Below are 20,123 nucleotides of genomic sequence, written 5' to 3' on the forward strand. Positions count from 1 at the left end.
TGTGTAACCCCAGCCAATCGGTTGGGGTTTTTTATTACCCCAACAAAAAAGCCAGAGACTCACATCTCTGGCTTTCTATTTTAAAATTAGAGATAAGTTTAGAACTTAAATCTTGCCGTCATCATAAATTGATCGCCATAGAAGTCATTAATTAGAGCTTCTATCCCCATTGAGAATAGCTCGGTTGAATGGAAACGACCGTACACCGAACCTGCCCACTCGTCTTTTTGTTTAATGGATACGTAACCCACTTTACCGCCCACCTCAAATTGTGGACCAAGCCATTGGCGAACACCGAGATTAATTTGCATGCCAGTGTCGATATCTTGGCTATCGTTATCCACTGCGCGGAAAAGCATTTCACCTGTAAGGTCAGCCCAGTTGTTGACTGGAGCATGGAAACCAAAACCTGCCGCTAGGTTAAAGTCACCTTTAAATTGTGAGTCAATGGTGGCAACCATATGGGCATTTGGGTGAACGGATTTACTAAAACCACCACCAAACGTCATTGGGCTAGCGCCAATTCGCGCTTCCGCATAGTCGTAGTTAAAGTTGCTCATAGACGCGACTTCGTCTTTTTCGGCAGAAAATGAAGAAGCCGATACTGCCATCAAACCAATGGCTAACAGTGTCTTACGCATAATTTAGACAAACCTTATGTAGTTGGTACGGGCAATGCTAAATAAGCAAAACCGTTAAGTTTCTTAAGTGACTAGGGAATATGATAATGCATCCAACCTAGGATTCATTAAAAATTTGAAAGAAATTCCATTTTTGTGGAGACTTTTTAACCAATGTGCTGGGAATCACACTTTATTCGCCAAATTCGGTTGTGTTTAGGGCTGTCAGTTTGAAGGCGACTGTGTCGAACAGAATGCCTCTCTCAAAACAGTTCCGTATTGTTCCATATGTGTTCTTGATTGGAAGATATCGCCCTTAATCTTGCACCTTGAGGCAGTTTGAGTATCTAGGCGCAATTGATGTAGACTGCGTTTTTACCTTCATATTAAATACAAGCATGCATTCTCTAAAAAAAATGGGCGCGATCGGCGGTGCTATTCTATTGGCAGCGTGCTGGCCACTTGCGGTAGGTCAGATAGCGCAAAAAATCATCGAAGATGGTGTACGAAATTTAAATAGTCGCTCTGTAAAAGCAGAGATAGCCGAATACGACAGAGGCTACTTTTCTACTACCGCAATTACCCGCTATACAATCATCGATCCGCAGTTAGCCAAAAACCTTGAAGCCGACGGCTTACCGACTTCAATTGACGTTGTACATGACATTAGCCATGGCTTGCTTGAGATTGATGCGCGCTCTTATGTAAAAGACTCGTTACTTGTTCAATTTGAACTGGCAACGCAGACAAAATTGAATGGAGACACTTACTTTGAGTTGGTTGGACAAAAATTCAACTTTACTGATGCCAAAGGCGCAGAGTTGATTGTCGGTCAATACACAGCGCAAGGCGTTGCCTCTGTCACTGGTGAGGTAGAGGCGACCGTTACGGTGCCAGAAGCGGCGGTCAACTTTGTTAATGGCGACCAATTCGTGTTGGACAGCTTTATTGGGCAAGGTACAGGGCGACGTGAAGATGGTTTGTGGGTTGGTCAGCAAGACTTGAGCATTAAAGGTTTGCAGTTGTCATCAGTTTCAGGGGAAAGCGATTTCCAACTTGAAGACTTGCACTATGTACTGAAAGCCAACAAAGATGAGTCAGGTGAAAAATTTGATAGTGCGCAAACGCTCTCCATTAAAAGTGCGACCACCGGCGACAATCAAGCGAGAGATTTGGAGATCAACTTTGCTTTTAATGGCGTTAACAGTAAAGCATTAGACCAACTTATTTCGATTTATCGTACGAGTGGAAATCTCACACAAGAGCGAATAAACGAGAGTATGCCGCTGCTGGATCGACTGATCGAAACTGGCTTCTCAGTTCGGCTCAATAAGTTTGCATTCAATCTAAATGGGGGGGATGTCCAATCGGCGTTGCAGCTTACCGTGCCTTCTGGACAAAAAAATGTTTCTCAAAATGTGACGGTACTGTTGAATGTTGTTGAAGGAAGTCTAGACGCGTTTGTTTCTAACGAGCTCATTCAATCCTATCCATTTGTACGAGAAAACATTGATGAGCTATTAATCATGGAGTTGGCTAACGAAGACAACAAAGGGGTTGAGTTGAAGGCAGAACTTGTCGAAGGTCAGGTAACTTTCTCCAGTGGCAAACAGATACCACTTTTAGCATTATTTATGCCCTTCATGGCGGGTGGTAACTAGAGTTCTTTACTGGAAATCGCGAATTGAAATAAAAAAGAAGTCTTAAGACTTCTTTTTTTGTGTTTTCTCCGATTTTTTCTTTTTCCAGATCTTAAAAGGTGGTATTACTGATGCTAATCTCGATTTGTATTTTAACGCAGGAGCATTCTTCATCATGGAACCGATTTATAATTTCAGTGCTGGTCCAGCGGGCTTACCTAAAGCGGTAATGGAAAAAGCACAAGCTGAATACATCAACTGGAATGGTATTGGCACGTCGGTAATGGAAATTAGCCACCGCAGTAAAGAGTTCATTGCTGTCGCTGATAAAGCAGAACAAGATCTTCGAGATCTGCTGTCTATTCCTGACAACTATAAAGTGTTGTTTTGCCATGGCGGAGCTCGGGCGCAGTTTGCAGCCGTACCCTTGAATCTACTTGGCGATAAAACGACTGCAGACTATGTTGATGCAGGTTATTGGGCGAAAAGTGCAGTAACGGAAGCCAAGAAATATTGCCAGCCACGTGTTATCAACGCCAAAACGGAAATCGATGGAAAAGTTGCGGTTATTCCTCCTTCCGAGTGGGAAATCGATGAAAAGGCTGCTTATGTACACTTTTGTCCAAATGAAACCATTGATGGCATAGAAATTACCGAACTGCCTGTAACAGATAAACCCATTGTGGCTGATCTCTCATCCACTATTTTGTCTCGTAAAATTGATGTCTCTCAATACGGCGTTATTTATGCCGGCGCTCAGAAAAACATTGGTCCAGCGGGTATCTGCATCGTTATCGTTCGCGACGACTTGCTGGACTTAGCATCGGATGCGCTTCCAAGTATTCTTAATTACAACGTACTGGCAGAAAAGGATTCCATGTACAACACACCGCCCACCTACGCGTGGTATTTATCTGGGCTTGTGTTTGAATGGTTGAAAGATCAAGGCGGCGTTGAGGCCATAGAGCAAGTGAACAAAGAAAAAGCCGATCTGTTGTATAACTACATTGATGCGTCTGATTTTTATCGTAATCAGGTTCACCCAAGCAGCCGTTCGCGAATGAATGTTCCTTTTCATCTGGCGAAACCGGAATTAGATAGTCAGTTTTTGGAATTGGCTCAAGAAGCTGGTTTGCACTCGCTAAAAGGGCACAGAGTTGTTGGTGGTATGCGTGCTTCTATTTACAACGCAATGCCGCTTGAAGGTGTGCAAGCTTTGATTGAATTTATGAAGCAGTTCGAAATCGAATACGCATAATAACGAGCAAGTCTAAATTCAAAAACCCAGCCGAGTGCTGGGTTTTTTGCTTTTTAATCTCGTTATTTTGTCTGGGATGCGGAGAATGCTCTCTGAACTAGGTACCTTAAGGTGAAGTGAATCTTTGAAAAGTAGGAGCAACTTGGGCTATTGGTCTACGTTCAGCGCAAGGAAGGTTCACAGGGTATAGACTTTACTCAAGTCACAAATTTTGAGTATTTGTTCGTCAAAGTGACCAAATGAGTGCTATCACAATAAAATTTACCATTTATTGGAGCGAAAGTTTGCAACTCAAGGAAAAGAGCACACGCACGGTTGTTGTCGTGGATGACGATCAAGACATTCGAGAGATACTTGGAGATGCTTTGTCTCAGCATGGGCATAATGTCATCTTGGCTGAGAATGGTGCTCAGCTTATGTCTGCGTTCGAACAAGATAATCCCGACGTCATTTTGCTGGACTTGCGGTTGAAGCAGGAAGATGGCTTGCAGCTAGCCAAAGAGATTCGAGAGCAAAGCGCGGTTCCTATTATGATGCTCACCGGTAAAGGAGATGAAACCGATCGCATCATCGGGTTAGAAATCGCTGCCGATGACTACATGATGAAACCGTTTAACCTTCGGGAACTGATCGCCCGTGTGAATGCGTTACTTCGTCGCTCGGACTTAACGCACATAAAGCCCGTTCAAACAGAACATATTCAATATTGTTTTGGACCTTGGCGTCTGAATATGTCTACACGGCAACTGCTTAATGAATCGGGTGAAGAAGTCAGTTTGACGTATGGAGAATTTGCATTACTCCAGGCGTTAATCAGTTCACCAAACTGCGTTTTGTCACGGGATCAATTGATGGATAAGACCCATGGTTTTGCCTCAGATTCAAGTGACAGAACTGTCGATGTTCTTATTCTTCGATTACGAAGGAAAATAGAAAGTAACCCGAGATTACCCAAATTCATCCAAACTGAACGAGGGGTGGGGTATATGTTTAGTAGCAACGTTGTCAAGATAGGGTAGCCTGTGATTCGATTGCGAAGTATCCGAACAAAGTTATTGCTTTCCGTTGTTGGTACCTTGTTATTAACCCTCTCTCTTGCCAGTGTTTTCGTTTATACCACTCAGCAGAATCAGGCGCTTATTGAGAACATTGCCTCCGAGACCCTCGAAGATATCAATACCGCTCTCAGCCTGTCGGAAAGCGTTGCTCAAGTAGCTGCAATGGCTCCTTATGCCGCTGACTTTGCTCGGCCCTTCCATGTACAAAACGAAAGCCAAAGGCTGCAAGAAAAAATCAAAGATTTAAAATCCGTTGCAGGTCAACTGAACAATGCGAAAGCGAGAGATACCTTGTTGAAGAAGGTGGAAACGCTGGACACGTCAATTCAAGCCTTGCTTGCCAATGTAACGAAAGAATTGTTCACTCGTGAAGACCTTCTTTCACTTCAGTTTGATTTGTATCCTCTGATGGCTCACAGTCAAGGTAAGGTATTCATTAACGCCTTTACCCGCAATCCCATGGCAGTGCCTCATGTTCTCATTGAGGAAATGGAGCGCTTTGCAAGTGAGCAGGCGCTTTCGAATATTTCAAGTATGTTGTCGGAGCTGAAAGCGCAACAAAAGAACGTGTCAGAGGTTCGCCGCAACAATGCGTATGTTCTTTCTTCTATCCGTGCGCAGTCTGATCAAATGACCGTGTCGGTGCATGAGTTTGTGATTGCTTTGCAACAACATTTAAGGTCTCAGCAAAAACAATCGGAAAGGGCGATAGATCGCGCCACCATGTTCATCTCAATCATCATTTTGCTGTTGTTACTGAGTGGTGTTTATCTCCACCGTTTCAACTCAGTGTTGACTAGGGATCTCAAAACCGTTACCGAAGAAATGTCGAGCTTGGCGCAGGGCAAAACCAACATCGCCGTCGCAAATATTCAGCGTAACGATGAAATAGGGGAGCTGGCTCGTACTTTCGAAGCCTTTCAAACGGAAGCCATTGAAAAAGTCAGAGTGACAGAAGATCTGCGGGTTCAAAAGAATTTACTCGAAGCCATTTTTGATAACATTCAAGATGGATTAAGTGTGTTTGATGACCAAGATAAGCTGGTGGCGTGGAATCAACGTTACCTAACGTTATTTAAATTGCAGCCTAACGAAGTCATGGTGGGTATGCCGTTAGATGAGTTGCAAAACCTTATGGCAAGAACCCCCTTTCGTACGCGAAACTTAATGCAGGAAACGTTAGAGCTACAAGCGTTAAATGAAGAAAGAAAAGGGCGTTCGGCGGTGTTTGAGCGTTATTTTGATGATGGAAGGATCATCGAATTTCGGAGTCAGCCTATGCCAGAGGGCGGCTTTGTAACACTTTACAGTGACCTCTTTGAAAAAAAAGCCATAGAGCAGCAACTCCAACAGGCTCAAAAAATGGAAATGTTAGGGCAACTGACAGGAGGCGTTGCGCACGATTTCAATAACTTGTTGGCTTCGTTAATGGGGAACCTGCAACTGCTCGAAATGGGACCAACTCTCAATGAGAGCCAAGAAAAATACCTCTCCAGAGCGTTATTAGTAACGGAAAAAGGCAGCCAGTTGGTGGAGCGTCTGTTGGCATTTAGCCGCAAGCAACAGCTCTATCCTGAGTGGGTTCTCGTGGACGACTTGGTTGCTGGTGTTCTTGATATATCGGCGTACTGCGTGACACCGAATATCACGGTCAACACCGATCTGACGTTGGGGGAACAGTGTATTTATGTTGACCCGTCTCAGCTAGAAAATGCACTCTTAAACTTAATTTTAAACAGTTCTGCGGCTATGCCTAAAGGTGGGGAGCTCACACTATCCACTTACAAGTCATCCCAGAGTGAGCATATTTTTCTTGAAGTGATTGATACTGGCGAAGGAATGAGCAAGGAAACCATGCAACGTGCACTTGAGCCATTTTTTACAACGAAGCAAACTGGTGAAGGGAGTGGCTTGGGGCTCAGTATGGTTTATGGGTTTGTGACACAAAGTGGCGGAGAGATAGACATCCACTCCGAGCCATCGCAAGGTACGCATGTCAAGTTAATGCTTCCGATTGGTCAGCAACCCAAGTGGGAAGACGGGCAACATAAACGGAGTAGTCACGCGATTTCGGTTAAGCCCAATGCCGCAGTTTTACTGGTGGAAGATGACATCGAGGTGTCGAGCGTTATTCGTGAGCAGCTTGCGTTAATGCAACTCGAAGTCAGTGTTGTCCTTTCGGTAAAAGAGGCATTGGAACATTTGAAGGTAAAGGCATGTGAACTGGTTATCTCCGATGTGAATTTAGGCTCAACTGAAGATGGCGTTCAGTTGCGCCAGATTTTGGCGTCAACCTTTCCTCATTTGCCGGTTATTCTCATGTCTGGGCTTCCGATAGAATCTCTCATCGAACACCACCATTTCAATCCTGAATGGCGGTTTATCGCCAAACCTTTTCAATACGAACGGCTAAAAGCCATGATTAATGTCGTGTAATTTTCTCTTTTTAAATCAAAGGAATGAGAGTTTTATTTCAATTGTTAATGGGTTTTCTGCATTCTGAAATCATTCATTAGTTTTTCCCTGCCATTTTTGTAAAGCCAAGGAAGGATTAGGCCTTGGACATATAACTTGTAAGGGAGTAAACCATGAAGAAGATAGTTACCATCGCGGCATTAACGGCTGCCATGTTCAGTGCACCTCAAGTATTTTCAGCAGAAAAAACCATTGTGGGTTTGATCACTAAAACCAACACCAATCCTTTTTTCGTGAAAATGAAAGAAGGGGCCGAAGCCAAAGCGAATGAACTGGGAATGGAACTGCGTTCTTTCGCTGGGCGATACGATGGCGATAACGACTCACAAATTCAAGCGGTCGAAAACCTTATTTCATCCGGTGCGAAAGGCATTTTAATTGTCGCCAGTGATCCAGTGGCTTTAACACCTTCTATCGAGCGCGCTCGTAAAGCGGGTATCGTGGTTATTGCGTTAGATACACCATTTTCTCCAGCCAATGTGGCCGATGCCACGTTTGCTACCGACAACTTTCTGGCTGGTGAACTGATTGGTAAATGGGCAAAAGCCAAACTGGGTGCAAAAGCGAAAGACGCCAAAATTGCGCTATTGGACTTAAGTACCGCGGGTATTACGGTTGATGTTGCTCGTAACCAAGGGTTTTTGAAAGGATTTGGTGTCGATGTGAAGGACGCAAATAAGATGCGTGATGAAGACGACCCTCGTATTGTCGGCAATGACGTGACCCAAGGTTCTGAAGAAGGGGGGCGCCGTGCGATGGAAAACCTTTTACAAAAAGATCCAAATATCAATGTGGTTTACACCATTAACGAACCCGCTGCGGCAGGCGCATATGAGGCTCTGAAAGCGGTTGGAAAAGAGAAAGATGTCCTTCTTGTTTCTGTTGACGGAGGTTGCCCAGGCGTAGAAAACATTAAAGACAAGGTGATTGGCGCAACGTCGATGCAGTTCCCATTAAAAATGGCGTCTTTGGGCGTAGAGGCGATTGCGGAATACGCTAAATCAGGCGTAAAACCGGGAGCCACTCCAGGCAAAGGCTTCTTTGATACAGGCGTTGAGTTGATTACCGATGAACCGGTTAATGGCGTTGAATCTTCAACATCGGCACAAGGGTTAAGTAAGTGTTGGGGGTAGTGTTTAGAGTTCACTAATGAGAGCGTAATCCCTCATTCACCTCATAGGGCAACATCCTATTACGGTGAATGGGGAACCAACCTGAGAGCGACGTCGAGCTCCATCAGGTCAGATGTATAAAGTTAAGGACAACGCTATGACACACCCTTCGTCATCAGAGCCCAATTTTGAAAAAGCAGCGGAGCAAAACACAGACAAAAGCTTTGCTGAATTTAAGGAACCGACTTCGATTGGCTTAAACGTGCAACGGTTTTTGCACAATCAGCCTACCGCCGCCCCATTTTTAGTCCTTATTTTGGCGGTAGCCATTTTTAGCTTTCTGATTGGTGACCGCTTTTTACACCCGTTCAACATGTCATTGATCTTGCAGCAAGTCACGATTATCGGTGTGCTAGGCATTGCGCAAACACTCATCATTTTAACTGCCGGAATCGATCTGTCGGTGGGTGCCATTATGGTGCTGTGTTCCGTGGTTATGGGTCGTATGGCGATGGATTTTGGTTTACCCCCTATTGTGGCGTTTGGTATTGGCATGTTGGTGGGCACACTGGCTGGGATGATTAATGGTTTACTGGTTTCTCGATTTAAGCTGCCGCCGTTTATCGCAACACTGGGTACATGGAACATCTTTTTTGCACTGAACTTGTGGTACTCCAATAGCCAAACCATTCGTTCTCAAGCCATTGCCAAAAATGCCCCTTTACTGCAATGGATGGGTGAAACGGTAGAAGTATTTGGTGCAAGGTTAACGTATGGTTCTATGCTCATGATCGTGTTGTTCGCGGTGATTTGGTACGCACTGAACTGGACGGCTTGGGGACGGCATGTATACGCTACAGGTGACGACCCAGATGCGGCAAGATTAGCGGGTATTCGAACTCAAAAGATATTGATGTCGGTTTATGTGGTTGCTGGGTTCATTTGTGCCATTGGGGCCTGGGTGTTAGTTGGCCGTATTGGGTCGATAAGCCCCCAAGCTGGATACACGGCTAACTTAGATTCCATTACAGCGGTTGTCATCGGTGGAACCAGTTTGTTTGGAGGGCGAGGCTCCATATTCGGCACTTTAATTGGTGCGCTCATCGTGGGTGTGTTTCGAAATGGGTTAGCTCTGCTGGGGGTGGATGTGCTGTGGCAAGAGTTTACGGTTGGGTTATTAATTATTGTCGCGGTTGGTGTGGATCACTGGATCAGGAAGGTATCGGTATGAGCGATGTCGTATTGCAAGCAAGAGGGCTAGTGAAACGCTACGGTCGGGTCACCGCCTTAGATGGTGCGGATTTCGACCTTTATAAAGGTGAAATTCTGGCGGTAATTGGCGACAACGGTGCAGGGAAATCCAGTTTAATTAAAGCACTCTCGGGAGCGCTGGTTCCGGATGCGGGGGAAATAAAATTAGATGGGCAAGCGGTTTCGTTTAAAAGCCCTATGAATGCAAGAGATATGGGCATAGAAACGGTGTACCAAAACTTGGCGGTGGCTCCCGCTTTGAATATCTCCGATAACCTATTTTTAGGGCGAGAAATCCGACGCTCCGGAATACTGGGTTCCGTTTTTCGTATGCTGGATAAGAAAGCCATGAACGAAAGGGCAAAACAGCAATTGGCGGATTTGGGTTTGATGACCATTCAAAACATAACACAAACGGTAGAGACGCTCTCGGGCGGTCAAAGGCAGGGGGTGGCTGTCGCAAGATCAGCGCTGTTTGGCAGTAAAGTCGTGATTATGGATGAACCTACCGCTGCTTTAGGTGTAAAAGAATCGAGAAAAGTGTTGAATTTGATTCGTCAGGTAAGAGATCGGGGGCTCCCTGTGGTATTGATTAGCCACAATATGCCACACGTCTTTGAGGTCGCTGACCGAATTCATGTTCATCGATTGGGTAAGCGTGCCGATATCATCACACCGAAAACTCACTCTATGTCTGACGCGGTTGCTATTATGACAGGAGCAGTAGAACCGGGCACTGCCGCCTGATTCTCATAAAATCTATCCTCCATTTTATGGTCTCTATTGCTGTGGCAACCGCAATAGTAGGCTTACTCAAAGGGGAAATTTGGATATCAAGGTGTCATATATGCGTAAATTAGTGCTTTGGTGGATGGTGAGTTTTGCTCTGGTTTCCAGAGTTTTCGCCAATTCTGACTATTCTATTGGGGTTTCAGTGGCTGATCTCACGAACCCTTATTTTGTCAAAATGATTGAAAGCATTAAGTCGGAAGTGGCGGAATTGCCGAGTAAAAGCATCGACGTCATTGTTCGCTCTAGCGCCTACGATTTAGATCGACAAATCCAGCAGATGGAGTCCTTTATCGAACAGAAAGTGGATTTAATCTTGCTTGTTGCGTCCGATGAATTGGCGATTGCTCCCGCAGTGAGTCGGGCACAGCGTGCTGGTATTCGTGTAATCGCCGTGGATGTCCGAGCATCGGGTGCAGACGTGACCATTACAACAGACAATATTCAAGCTGGTGAGATGGCTTGTTTGAATCTGGTGAACAAGCTAAACCAAAAGGGCAAAGTTCTGATCATAAATGGTCCGCCTGTTTCTGCCAGTTTAGATCGCGTAGCCGGTTGTAAATCGGTACTGAATGATTATCCCGATATTGAATTGTTGGGGGCGGATCTCAACGGTACGGGAAGCTACGATGGTGGTTTAGAAGCCATGGCCTATGCACTTCATGCCTATGAAAAAATAGATGGCGTTTTTGCCATTAATGATCCGACCGCTTTAGGGGCAGAGCAGGCATTGCTTCAATCTGGTGCTCAAGTGTGGATTACGTCAGTCGATGGTGCACCATTAGCGGTAGAAGCACTCAAGGAGAATCGTCATAACTGGCTGGGAACGGCTGCACAGTTTCCCTCGCAAATGAGCCGAAAAGCCGTGCAAATTGGGCTTGATCTTATACGTGGTGGAAAAGTCGAGAAAGAACTTGTCTTAATTCAGCCTGAATTTATTAATGCGTCTAACTATCGTGAATTTTCGGGCTGGTAAGCTATTCAGCCTAGGAATTCATCTCAGCCTAGTAATTCGTCTCAGCTTAGTAATTCGTAACAGAAGGCCTTTCTCATCATTGGTGCTGCTGACGGCGTTGAATTCACCTGCAATAGGTTCGTGAGTGACGCGTAAGCCTGCCTTGTGATCAACATAAACTTCTGACGAGATAAGATGTAACGTGTAGGTTAAGGAACGCTTTCCATTCTTTGTCATACAACAAAGCCAGAGTTTCGAACTCTGGCTTCATATTATCCCACTGTCGCTGATTTGTTTTAATTTACAAAAGTATAAATATACAAAGGCATTACAGCGTCTGGCAAAGTTGATAGTAGCGTTCTTTCTTTGCCATTAACTCAGTGTGATTGCCTGACTCGATGAATTCGCCTTGTTCCATTAAGCAAATTTTATCCATGTTTTCCAAACCGACTAAACGGTGTGTAATGAAAATCATGGTTTTTCCGCTGAAGTGCTTTTCAAATAGAGCAACCATTTGTTGTTCGGTTTGTTTGTCGAGACCTTCAGTTGGCTCATCCATCAGAACAATAGGGGAATGACGTAAAATCGCACGGGCGATCCCTATTCGTCTTTTTTCGCCACCTGAGAGTTGTCTTCCGCCTTCACCAAGCCAAGCATCCAATCCTTTATCTTCATTCAGTTTGGACAGCCCGACTTGTACTAATACATCAATAAGCTGTGCATCTTCAGCATCGGGTAGAGCGATGGTCAGGTTGTCTCGTAAGGTACCATTTAGAATATCGACACGTTGGCTAATAACCGATGTGGATTGTCTGAGTGCACTTTCATTCCATCGAGTGAGATCTTTCCCTCCAATGAGTACTGAACCGGATTGCGGATCCCAAATGCGTGTTACCAATTGCAGCAAGGTGGACTTTCCTGAGCCTGTTTGACCAACAATCGCTACCTTCTGACCTTGTTCAATGGACAAGTTAATGTTTTTCACGACTGGCGCTGAAGGGTCATAGCCAAAGGTGACGTCAGACAGTTCCACCGAGAAGTGGTCCGGTTGCGCGGTGCTTTGTTCTGTAAATGTAACTTCTGGATCAGCATGAATAATTTCATTAAGGCGTCTAGCCGATGTCACGGTTTGCCCCAAATATTGGAACGCACCAGCAATAGGCATCAGTACTTCGAAACTGGCCATGGTCGCGAAAGCAATCATTGCGATATAGGGATCGGGTGCTCGCCCACCGACGCCGTCTGCTGCTAACCAAATCATGAGCACCAACGTCAAACCACTGGCAAGCATCAGTAGGCTACTTGCCAGCCCGGTAATTCGAGCATGATTTGCTTGGTTTACCATTAAATCGGCTTGCTTTTCCGCGATGTTGCGTCGGTAGCGCTCTTCAACCCCAAACAGCACCAGTTCAGCATGACCTTGAATCCAATCGAGCGTAGCGACCCGAAGTTCTGATTTATTTAATGTCAGTTGCTGGCCGTTTAGCTTACCCAACTTATAAAAAATGATGGGCCAAATGAACACGAGAGAGAGTAAGATACCACCCAAGGTTAGCCCCAATACAGGGTCGAACCAGCAAAGAAAAATCGTCAGTGAAATGATGCCGAGTGTGCTGACCACGAGTGGGCTAATAAGCCTCAAGTAAACGTGGTCCATGGCATCGATATCCGCGACCAATCTATTGAGTAGGTCAGCATCGCGAATGTTGGCAACGTTGCCTGGGATCAGCGGCGTTAACTTTTCAAAAAAGAAAATGCGCAAATCGGTAAGGAGCTTGAACGTTGCATTGTGGCTAACAACGCGTTCACCCCAGCGACCAGCCGTCCGGCTCATGGCAAAACCACGCACAAAAGCCCCAGGTAACATATAGTTAAATGTTTCACGAGCAATGGATAAACCGGCTACGGCAGACGCCGCAATGAACCAGCCAGACAGTGTAAGCAACCCGATAGACGCAAACAGTGTGGCAAAGGCAAGCAACATTCCCAGCGATAGCCCAAACCAATGCTTCTTATAGAGTTTCAGATAAGGCAGTAAATCACGCATCTAGATTCCCCTTATCGTTGTGTGATTCCATACTCGACTTCAGCATTTCTGCAAACAAGCCATTTTGTTGAATTAATGCGTCAAAACTCCCTTGTTCGGCGATTCTTCCATCAGCCATAACTAAAATATTATCGACGTTTTTTAAAGGAGAAAGTTGATGTGTAATCATCAGCGTTGTTTTGGTTTGAATCTGACTTGTTAAGCCTTCCAGTACCAATTTTTCACTTCTGGCGTCCAAACTGGCGGTGGGTTCGTCGAGAATCCAAAATTCGCCATTTTGTAGCATGGCTCTTGCGAGTGCGAGTCGTTGTGCCTGACCAACAGAAAGACCACCCGAACGATCACTGATCATGTAATCCAAACCATGTTTAGAAACGAATTCATTGGCATAGCTGTCTTTTAAAACTTGATTTAGATTTTCTTCAGATGTTTCACGACCAAACGTAATGTTTTCCAATATAGATCCGTTCAGTAGCAGAGGGTTCTGACCCACCCAACTTATATTTTTACGCCAGCTGATTAAGTCGACTTCTTTCAAATCAATGCCGTTGATTTCTATGCGCCCCTCATAAGGCAAGAAACCTAAAATGGCATTAATAAGACTGGTCTTTCCAGCACCGCTTGGACCTACAATCGCCGTTGTTTGGTTTGCGTTTAATTCGAATGAGACAGAACCAAGTAATTGACTGCCCTCTGGGCTGAATACGGTGACGTTTTTCACTTTCAAAGATATCGGCTCAGATTTGGCAATGACCGACGTACCTGAGGTAACACTATCCACTTCCGTTTCAAGGAATTCAACTAAACTTTCTGCTGCGCCAATGGCTTGAGCTTTGGCATGATAGAAGGTACCTAGATCACGCAAAGGTTGATAAAACTCTGGAGCAAGAATCAATATGAACAAACCAGAGAACAGCGTAATGGCAGCACCATAGTAACCAAAGTTCAATTCACCAATAAACGCAAAGCCGAAGTAAACAGCAGTGATTGCGATTGAGATGGAGGTAAAAAACTCTAGAACGGCTGAAGAAAGAAATGCGACACGTAAGACATCCATGGTGCGTGAGCGCAATACTTCAGAAGCACCACGCATAACATCGGTTTCAGACTGTGCTCTGTCAAACAGGCGAATAGTCGTCATGGCTTGCAGTCGGTCGTAAAAGTGCCCAGATAAGCGCTGGAGAGCTTTAAAGTTCTTGCGGTTAGCGTCGGAGGCTTTCATGCCGACCAACGCCATAAATAAAGGCACTAAGGGAGCGGTAACTAAAAAGATCAACCCCGCTGCCCAGTTTGTTGGGAAAACCACCACCAAAATAACGAAAGGAACCAAAATAGACAGCGACACCTGAGGCAAATAACGAGCAAAAAAATCTTGAAGGTTTTCTACCTGTTCAAGCAATAGTGTTGCCCAGCTACCAGCTGGTTTGCCTTTTACATACGCCGGTCCCAACTCGCGAAGGCGATTGAGTATAAGTTGCCTTACGTAAATGCGGACCTGTTCACCACAGCGATACCCTGCCAATTCTCGACCCCAACTGCAGGCGGCTCTGCCAACAACCGCACCCACTAAGCCAGCAAAATGAGGAAGCAAATCGTATTTGTCTGCGTTTTCGATGATGAGTTGATGAAGTATGGTCGCTAATAGGGCAGCTTGGGCTAGAAGGAAAAGGCTAGATATGACGCCCAGTCCGATGGTAATCATTAACCAGCGTTTGGCGAGTTTGCTTTGTTGCTTGAGCCATTTATTTAAGGCGCGCTGCTTATGTTTGTCCATGTAAGAGGCTTTAAATTCAGAATTGATTTTTGAAAGGGTGATTATATACCTAAGTGCCCCGAAGATGCAGTGGTAAGCTACGTAAGAGTTGAAAATAAAAATGAAAAATCCGGCTATGAAGCCGGATTATCAATCAATCGAAGTGAGCCGATCGGTTAGTCAGAGAATCAATCAGTGAGACCATCCAAGAATTTTTCTGCGTCTAACGCTGCCATACAACCTGTACCAGCAGAAGTGATGGCTTGACGATAGTTATGATCCATTACATCACCCGCTGCAAAAATACCTGGAATGCTGGTTTGGGTTGCGTTTCCTTCAAGACCAGATTTAACCACAATATAGCCGTCTTTCATGTCGAGTTGACCTTCAAACATCGCCGTGTTTGGTTGGTGACCAATCGCGACGAAAACGCCCATTACGTCTACGTTTTCAGTTGCGTTTGATTGTGTATCTTTGATGCGAACACCCGTTACGCCCATATCGTCACCCAGAACTTCGTCTAACGTACGATCCGTGTGAAGGACGATGTTTCCATTTTCCACTTTTTCCATCAGGCGCTTAACCAGGATTTTCTCGGCACGGAACGTGTCACGGCGATGCACTAAGTGTACTTCAGAAGCAATATTCGATAAGTAAAGCGCTTCTTCTACCGCAGTGTTACCACCTCCGATAACCGCGACTTTCTGATTGCGATAGAAAAAACCGTCACAAGTCGCACAGGCCGACACACCGCGACCCTTAAACGCTTCTTCTGAGTCTAAGCCTAAATATTTTGCAGAGGCGCCAGTAGAAATAATAAGCGAATCACATGTGTATTCGGCAGAATCGCCTTTCAAGCGGAAAGGGCGCTCGCTAAAATCGACTTCATTGATATGGTCGAACAAAATTTCAGTTTCAAAACGTTCAGCATGTTCTTTCATTCGTTCCATTAAAGCTGGACCGGTTAACCCTTCTGCGTCGCCTGGCCAATTTTCTACTTCTGTCGTGGTGGTTAGTTGTCCGCCTTGCTGTATACCAGTAACAAGAACAGGGTTAAGGTTTGCTCGGGCAGCGTATACGGCAGCGGTATAACCCGCAGGACCAGAACCAAGAATTAAAAGACTACAGTGCTTTACGTCGCTCATTTGGACTCCGAAATTTGAATAATTATTTGGATTAGATTGTAAAAAATAGTGGGGACGAAAGAAAGGTATTGCAATGCAGTTAAAGCAATTAAATGGTTATAGATTAGAACGTAGTGCTTATTTTTACTTGGTCGGGGATCTTGTTTGTATCGAGCAAAAAAGAAACCACCTAAATTTGGTGGCTTCTTGTACAGTTAACGAGACATCTTGCTGTAAGAATCGTCTTTTGATTAGTAGCGAATATTGTTCATATCGAAAGCCAAGCCTTTGTCTGTGACATCAAACGTCATGCTCGCTTCAACACCGTCTTGAATGAATGGTTCTAATTCCGCAGGGACAGCTTCATCACTGCGTTTCATCATTTCAACAAAGGGGTTAAACAATTTGCTGTAGTTGATGTAAGTGTTGTACAAGCCATTGGATTCAAGCGCTTGACCGAATAAATTCGTTATTGCTTTCGTTGCCGATTCGCCAGTATAGAATGATAAGTGGTTGCCTTTCGAGGCGACGTAGACTGTACCAATGTCTGCGAATTGCTGGGTAAGTTGAGGTGGAACTTCCACAGGCGTTCCGTCTTCTGGGATTTGGATCTGTGAGAGAGACGGGTCCATCATTTGAGCCGCTTGGAACAGTGCGATAGGGCTATCTGCTGAAATCGAGACCGACGCATCCAGCATATTCAACTCTTCGCCGTATTCACCTTCGCCAAAACCGTAGTCAAACAGGTTTAAGCTGACCCCTTTCAGACCATTGACAAAGCCAGCGGCCATGCCAATCATCGCAGGGTTTGCTTGACGAAGACCCGCTTGCATTTCTGCAAGAGGCGCACAGGTGTATTGAATGGCTAGGCTGTCTTGCCATATCGTATTCAGCGCTGGAGCCAATTTATTCACATCGATACCCAACCCTAACGACAGCGCACTGTTTTGCATGCTACTCAGTGCTGGAATAAAGCCGCGAATGGATTTAAGTGCCTCTAGAACCACAGAGTTGTTGCTCTCAACCAACATGTCTAGGTCCATCGTTGAATTTTCATTGAGGGTTGCACCGAATACCGTTCTTGGCCAGTTTGCAGCAATGCCAGCAATCTCGGTTTTACATTGCTCCGATTGAATAGCTGCGAATGGGTTCTCGGAAGAAGGATCTTCTGTTTTGATTAACGCATTGATTTTTGCAACGTGTTTTGCGAGTAAGTTGCCATCAGTGGTGGTGAAACCCGTCGCGAACTGTTGGTGGTCGAGGTAACCAACAGAGTCCTTACCGAGCTCTGGGTGTGTCGCGAGCATCTTGTTAATGATGTCAGCTTGCGCCACTGACTGAGCAGGTGCTTCGACACCTAAAGCCAGCTTGAGAGGGCTTGTCTCACCGAAGTCTGGTGAATCCAGTGTAATGGTTGCAATGCCTTGATGAACGGCGACAATAAACTCAAGCTTTATTTCATTGTTTTCTTCAACCATGCTGTATGAACGATAAGCGATATCGCCAACTTTTTTAGCAACATGTTTGAAATCGCTGTCTTTTTCTATTTTGTCGAACGTTGCCCAAAATGCTTGTTCATTCGTTACGTCAAATTTGAAGACAGGAGCCAACCCAACAAGGTATACGTAGCTTTTTATTGTATCAGGTGCGCCAAATGCTGCTTTGTATGCTTCGCCAGTTTGGATGGCTTCAAAGTAAGTATCGCCAAGCGTGATAAAGAAAGTTTCACGATTTGTCATTTGCTGACGATCGGTCTCTGAGAGTTCTAGAAGCTCATCCATAGAAGGGACACTGCTCATAGAACCTAAAAATTTATCCAGTTCCAGTGGTGTTAATTGTGCGGAAACAAATGCCGAATCTGATGGGATTTGATCCAAAACAGATACGGATTGAGATGCCTGTTGCTGGGTGTATAGATATCCACCCGCTCCCACTGCAGCAATACCCGCAGCGATGACTAACTTATTCACTAGCCTACTCCTTTATAAATATGATGACCGAGAATAGAACTTATTGATCTAAATAACAATCTGTTGTGTGAATAAAGTGAAGAGGGATCAAATAGATAGGGCTTGAATTGAAGGGGTTAAATAATGCTATTTAAATCATGGTATTACCAATGTACGCAGTAGAGCATGTTGTTATTAATAAGATACCAAGCCGAATAGTAGTTTATGTATCTTGTTATGAGTCTTTTATTGGTTATACATTCTTTGTTTGTTATTTATTCGATATATATGACAAGATAAAATTGATTTTACAGAATAAGTGGTCGACTCTTAATGTAAATGATTTGTGAATTATGTGTAGCTAAATGCTTCTAGGAGCGCCACTATGTTTTCGCATGAAAGTACATTGCAAATAACCCAACTGAGCCATAACGCTATCGCCCAGTTATCCCCTTCGTTTAATTCTCTACCACATACACAACACGCTGACGGTCAGTATCGACTAAGACGGTATTCTGTAGTTGAATTCCAGCGAAGTAGCTTGAAGGAAGTGAACCGGCACAGCTTTGTGCAGCCAGAAAATATTAATCATTTTCAGGGAGATGTCGTTCGTCAGTTTGAGGGCATCGAAGCGGATATCTTAACCGGAGATGCCCTGCATGAAATGTGTCAGCTTTTTGTCGAAGCAAACGCATTGCCTTACGGGCAAGAAATCGAAATTCATCAAATACGAATTGCGACAGTCTTTGATGAAACGCCAGTCGCGCCAGAAGGTGTTCATCAAGACGGGTTCGATCATATTGCGATTGTCGGTATCGACAGGCACAACATTGTTGGCGGTGAGATCATGCTTTATCAAGGAGATCACGAAGCCCCTTTTTTCAGAAAGGTTTTGGAAAATGGGGAAATCGCGATTCTTGATGACCACAAATTATGGCATAACGCGCAACCGATCCGCTCTGTCATTCGTGATAACGAAGGTCACATGGATGTCTTTGTTTTAACGGCAACCGATGGCTGCCATGCTGTTCAAGATGAATGATCAAGGGACAGACTTCTTCACTGGAACAGCGTGGTATCCGATCTGAGTGTAACGCCTTCAGTTCGCCAAATAAGCTGGAGTATAGTACGCCAGCTTATCTGCTTGGCTAGGCTTCAAATGTCACTTCGTATGAGGTGAATTTCCGAACGTTTATTACGCCAGTATCCATGATAAGGTATTGACCTTTAATGCCTTTAAGTACTCCGCTTACTTCAGGGTTTTTGTCAAAATTATGGGAGACGATCTTGGTTGGGTGCTCAAGTACGGGGTAATGAATTTCAGTTAGGGTATCGACCAGAGGGATAACCGAATCTTCACCATATTTTCCTTTTACCTGCGCTATGACCTCATTCGCATGAGGCATCAACTCTTTTGCAAGCGCTTCTAATAGGAGCGGCTCTGCGTCACCTTTTAGTAGCGTACGCCAATTCGTTTTGTCAGCGACGTGCTTGGCAAGTTCGACTTCGATAAGACCGGAGATATGACGATTTTTTACTTTGTAGATTGGCAACCCTTGAGTGGCACCTTGATCAATCCACCGAGTTGGGATCTGCGTGTGACGCGTAATGCCGACTTTCAAACTTGAGGTGTTTGATAGGTAGACATAATGCTCGACCATGCAATTTTCCTCACCCCACTGTGGTTCTCGACAGGTTCCTTGCTCGTAATGACAGGTTTCGGGTTTCATTATGCACATATCGCAGCTCGCTAGTTTCCGCATGCAAACAAAGCAATGACCCTGTGAATAGCTTTTTTTGGTTTTCTTACCACAGGAACGGCAGAAAATATTACCAGTGTGAGTGAGTTTAATCGGTTTTCCAATCAGCGCGTTTAACCCAATACGGTCTTCACTGACAGACAGAGAATACTCGACACTTTCAGATAGCTGCGAATTCAGCTTCTTCAGAGTGCCTTTGATGGTGATTGACATGACATTACTCTTATTTTTTCACATCTTAAATAGGTGTGTTTGTTTTGTTTCTCGATTTTAGCAAAGTTATTAATTATCCCAGAGAGGAATTGTTGATATAAATAAATTGAGCTAATAAT

The 20,123-nt window shown here is 44.7% G+C and carries 15 protein-coding genes; 9 read left to right on the plus strand and 6 right to left on the minus strand.

Features of this window, described 5'->3' with window-relative positions:
* Positions 1-98 precede the first annotated feature (98 nt).
* Positions 99-641: a hypothetical protein gene (locus HC752_RS06415; protein WP_190334307.1), complete on the minus strand. Its 543-nt coding sequence runs from the start codon at positions 639-641 to the stop codon at positions 99-101.
* 377 nt (positions 642-1,018) lie between these two features.
* Here HC752_RS06415 and HC752_RS06420 point away from each other — a divergent pair, with 377 nt between their 5' ends.
* The 8 genes from HC752_RS06420 (at position 1,019) to HC752_RS06455 (ending at position 11,179) form a co-directional block, all read left to right on the plus strand.
* Positions 1,019-2,281 carry a DUF945 family protein gene (locus HC752_RS06420; RefSeq protein ID WP_190334308.1) on the plus strand — a complete coding sequence of 421 codons (1,263 nt, stop codon included), beginning with the start codon at positions 1,019-1,021 and terminating at the stop codon, positions 2,279-2,281.
* 154 nt (positions 2,282-2,435) lie between these two features.
* Positions 2,436-3,518 (plus strand): 3-phosphoserine/phosphohydroxythreonine transaminase, encoded by a 1,083-nt coding sequence (gene serC, locus HC752_RS06425; protein WP_190334309.1) that lies wholly within the window; start codon positions 2,436-2,438, stop codon positions 3,516-3,518.
* Positions 3,519-3,757: 239 nt separating this feature from the next.
* Positions 3,758-4,537, plus strand: a complete 780-nt coding sequence (locus HC752_RS06430; RefSeq protein ID WP_190334310.1) for a response regulator — start codon at positions 3,758-3,760, stop codon at positions 4,535-4,537.
* 3 nt (positions 4,538-4,540) lie between these two features.
* On the plus strand, positions 4,541-7,012 hold the full coding sequence (locus HC752_RS06435) for a PAS-domain containing protein (protein ID WP_190334311.1): 2,472 nt from the start codon (positions 4,541-4,543) through the stop codon (positions 7,010-7,012).
* 152 nt (positions 7,013-7,164) lie between these two features.
* Positions 7,165-8,184, plus strand: coding sequence for a sugar ABC transporter substrate-binding protein (locus HC752_RS06440; RefSeq protein WP_190334312.1), 1,020 nt, complete (start codon positions 7,165-7,167; stop codon positions 8,182-8,184).
* A gap of 136 nt (positions 8,185-8,320) precedes the next feature.
* Complete coding sequence (locus HC752_RS06445) at positions 8,321-9,394, plus strand: ABC transporter permease (protein WP_190334313.1); 1,074 nt, start codon at positions 8,321-8,323, stop codon at positions 9,392-9,394.
* Entirely contained in the window at positions 9,391-10,161 is a 771-nt protein-coding gene (locus tag HC752_RS06450) for an ATP-binding cassette domain-containing protein (RefSeq protein ID WP_190334314.1), read from the plus strand. The genes HC752_RS06445 and HC752_RS06450 overlap by 4 nt, the downstream gene beginning before the upstream one ends.
* 100 nt (positions 10,162-10,261) lie before the next feature.
* Complete coding sequence (locus HC752_RS06455; protein ID WP_190334315.1) at positions 10,262-11,179, plus strand: ABC transporter substrate-binding protein; 918 nt, start codon at positions 10,262-10,264, stop codon at positions 11,177-11,179.
* 307 nt (positions 11,180-11,486) lie between these two features.
* On the opposite strand, the gene cydC is transcribed toward HC752_RS06455, so the two are convergent.
* From cydC to HC752_RS06475, 4 genes are all read right to left on the minus strand, one after another.
* Positions 11,487-13,205: a heme ABC transporter ATP-binding protein/permease CydC gene (gene cydC, locus HC752_RS06460; protein WP_190334316.1), complete on the minus strand. Its 1,719-nt coding sequence runs from the start codon at positions 13,203-13,205 to the stop codon at positions 11,487-11,489.
* Positions 13,198-14,979 (minus strand): heme ABC transporter permease/ATP-binding protein CydD, encoded by a 1,782-nt coding sequence (cydD, locus tag HC752_RS06465; protein ID WP_190334317.1) that lies wholly within the window; start codon positions 14,977-14,979, stop codon positions 13,198-13,200. The genes cydC and cydD overlap by 8 nt, the downstream gene beginning before the upstream one ends.
* A gap of 167 nt (positions 14,980-15,146) precedes the next feature.
* Complete coding sequence (gene trxB / locus HC752_RS06470) at positions 15,147-16,103, minus strand: thioredoxin-disulfide reductase (RefSeq protein WP_190334318.1); 957 nt, start codon at positions 16,101-16,103, stop codon at positions 15,147-15,149.
* 230 nt (positions 16,104-16,333) lie between these two features.
* The gene (locus HC752_RS06475; protein ID WP_190334319.1) at positions 16,334-18,052 is read right to left on the minus strand and encodes a hypothetical protein; all 1,719 of its coding nucleotides are present in this window, start codon (positions 18,050-18,052) and stop codon (positions 16,334-16,336) included.
* A 364-nt stretch (positions 18,053-18,416) separates the two neighbouring features.
* Between HC752_RS06475 and HC752_RS06480 the strand changes: the two genes are divergently transcribed.
* Positions 18,417-19,073 (plus strand): 2OG-Fe dioxygenase family protein, encoded by a 657-nt coding sequence (locus tag HC752_RS06480; protein ID WP_190334320.1) that lies wholly within the window; start codon positions 18,417-18,419, stop codon positions 19,071-19,073.
* Between the two features lie 106 nt (positions 19,074-19,179).
* On the opposite strand, the gene HC752_RS06485 is transcribed toward HC752_RS06480, so the two are convergent.
* Positions 19,180-20,004, minus strand: a complete 825-nt coding sequence (locus HC752_RS06485) for a DUF2797 domain-containing protein (protein WP_190334321.1) — start codon at positions 20,002-20,004, stop codon at positions 19,180-19,182.
* Positions 20,005-20,123: the final 119 nt, after the last annotated feature.

Source organism: Vibrio sp. S9_S30, assembly GCF_014694455.1.
Lineage (GTDB): Bacteria > Pseudomonadota > Gammaproteobacteria > Enterobacterales > Vibrionaceae > Vibrio.

Excerpts from the sequence above, each read along its gene's own strand:
- HC752_RS06430 (WP_190334310.1), top strand. The coding sequence starts at position 3,758 with ATGAGTGCTATCACAATAAAATTTACCATTTATTGGAGCGAAAGTTTG.
- HC752_RS06420 (WP_190334308.1), top strand. The coding sequence starts at position 1,019 with ATGCATTCTCTAAAAAAAATGGGCGCGATCGGCGGTGCTATTCTATTG.
- cydC (WP_190334316.1), bottom strand. The coding sequence starts at position 13,205 with ATGCGTGATTTACTGCCTTATCTGAAACTCTATAAGAAGCATTGGTTT.
- serC (WP_190334309.1), top strand. The coding sequence starts at position 2,436 with ATGGAACCGATTTATAATTTCAGTGCTGGTCCAGCGGGCTTACCTAAA.
- HC752_RS06485 (WP_190334321.1), bottom strand. The coding sequence starts at position 20,004 with ATGTCAATCACCATCAAAGGCACTCTGAAGAAGCTGAATTCGCAGCTA.
- HC752_RS06480 (WP_190334320.1), top strand. The coding sequence starts at position 18,417 with ATGTTTTCGCATGAAAGTACATTGCAAATAACCCAACTGAGCCATAAC.
- HC752_RS06415 (WP_190334307.1), bottom strand. The coding sequence starts at position 641 with ATGCGTAAGACACTGTTAGCCATTGGTTTGATGGCAGTATCGGCTTCT.
- HC752_RS06445 (WP_190334313.1), top strand. The coding sequence starts at position 8,321 with ATGACACACCCTTCGTCATCAGAGCCCAATTTTGAAAAAGCAGCGGAG.
- HC752_RS06455 (WP_190334315.1), top strand. The coding sequence starts at position 10,262 with ATGCGTAAATTAGTGCTTTGGTGGATGGTGAGTTTTGCTCTGGTTTCC.
- HC752_RS06440 (WP_190334312.1), top strand. The coding sequence starts at position 7,165 with ATGAAGAAGATAGTTACCATCGCGGCATTAACGGCTGCCATGTTCAGT.
- trxB (WP_190334318.1), bottom strand. The coding sequence starts at position 16,103 with ATGAGCGACGTAAAGCACTGTAGTCTTTTAATTCTTGGTTCTGGTCCT.
- cydD (WP_190334317.1), bottom strand. The coding sequence starts at position 14,979 with ATGGACAAACATAAGCAGCGCGCCTTAAATAAATGGCTCAAGCAACAA.
- HC752_RS06450 (WP_190334314.1), top strand. The coding sequence starts at position 9,391 with ATGAGCGATGTCGTATTGCAAGCAAGAGGGCTAGTGAAACGCTACGGT.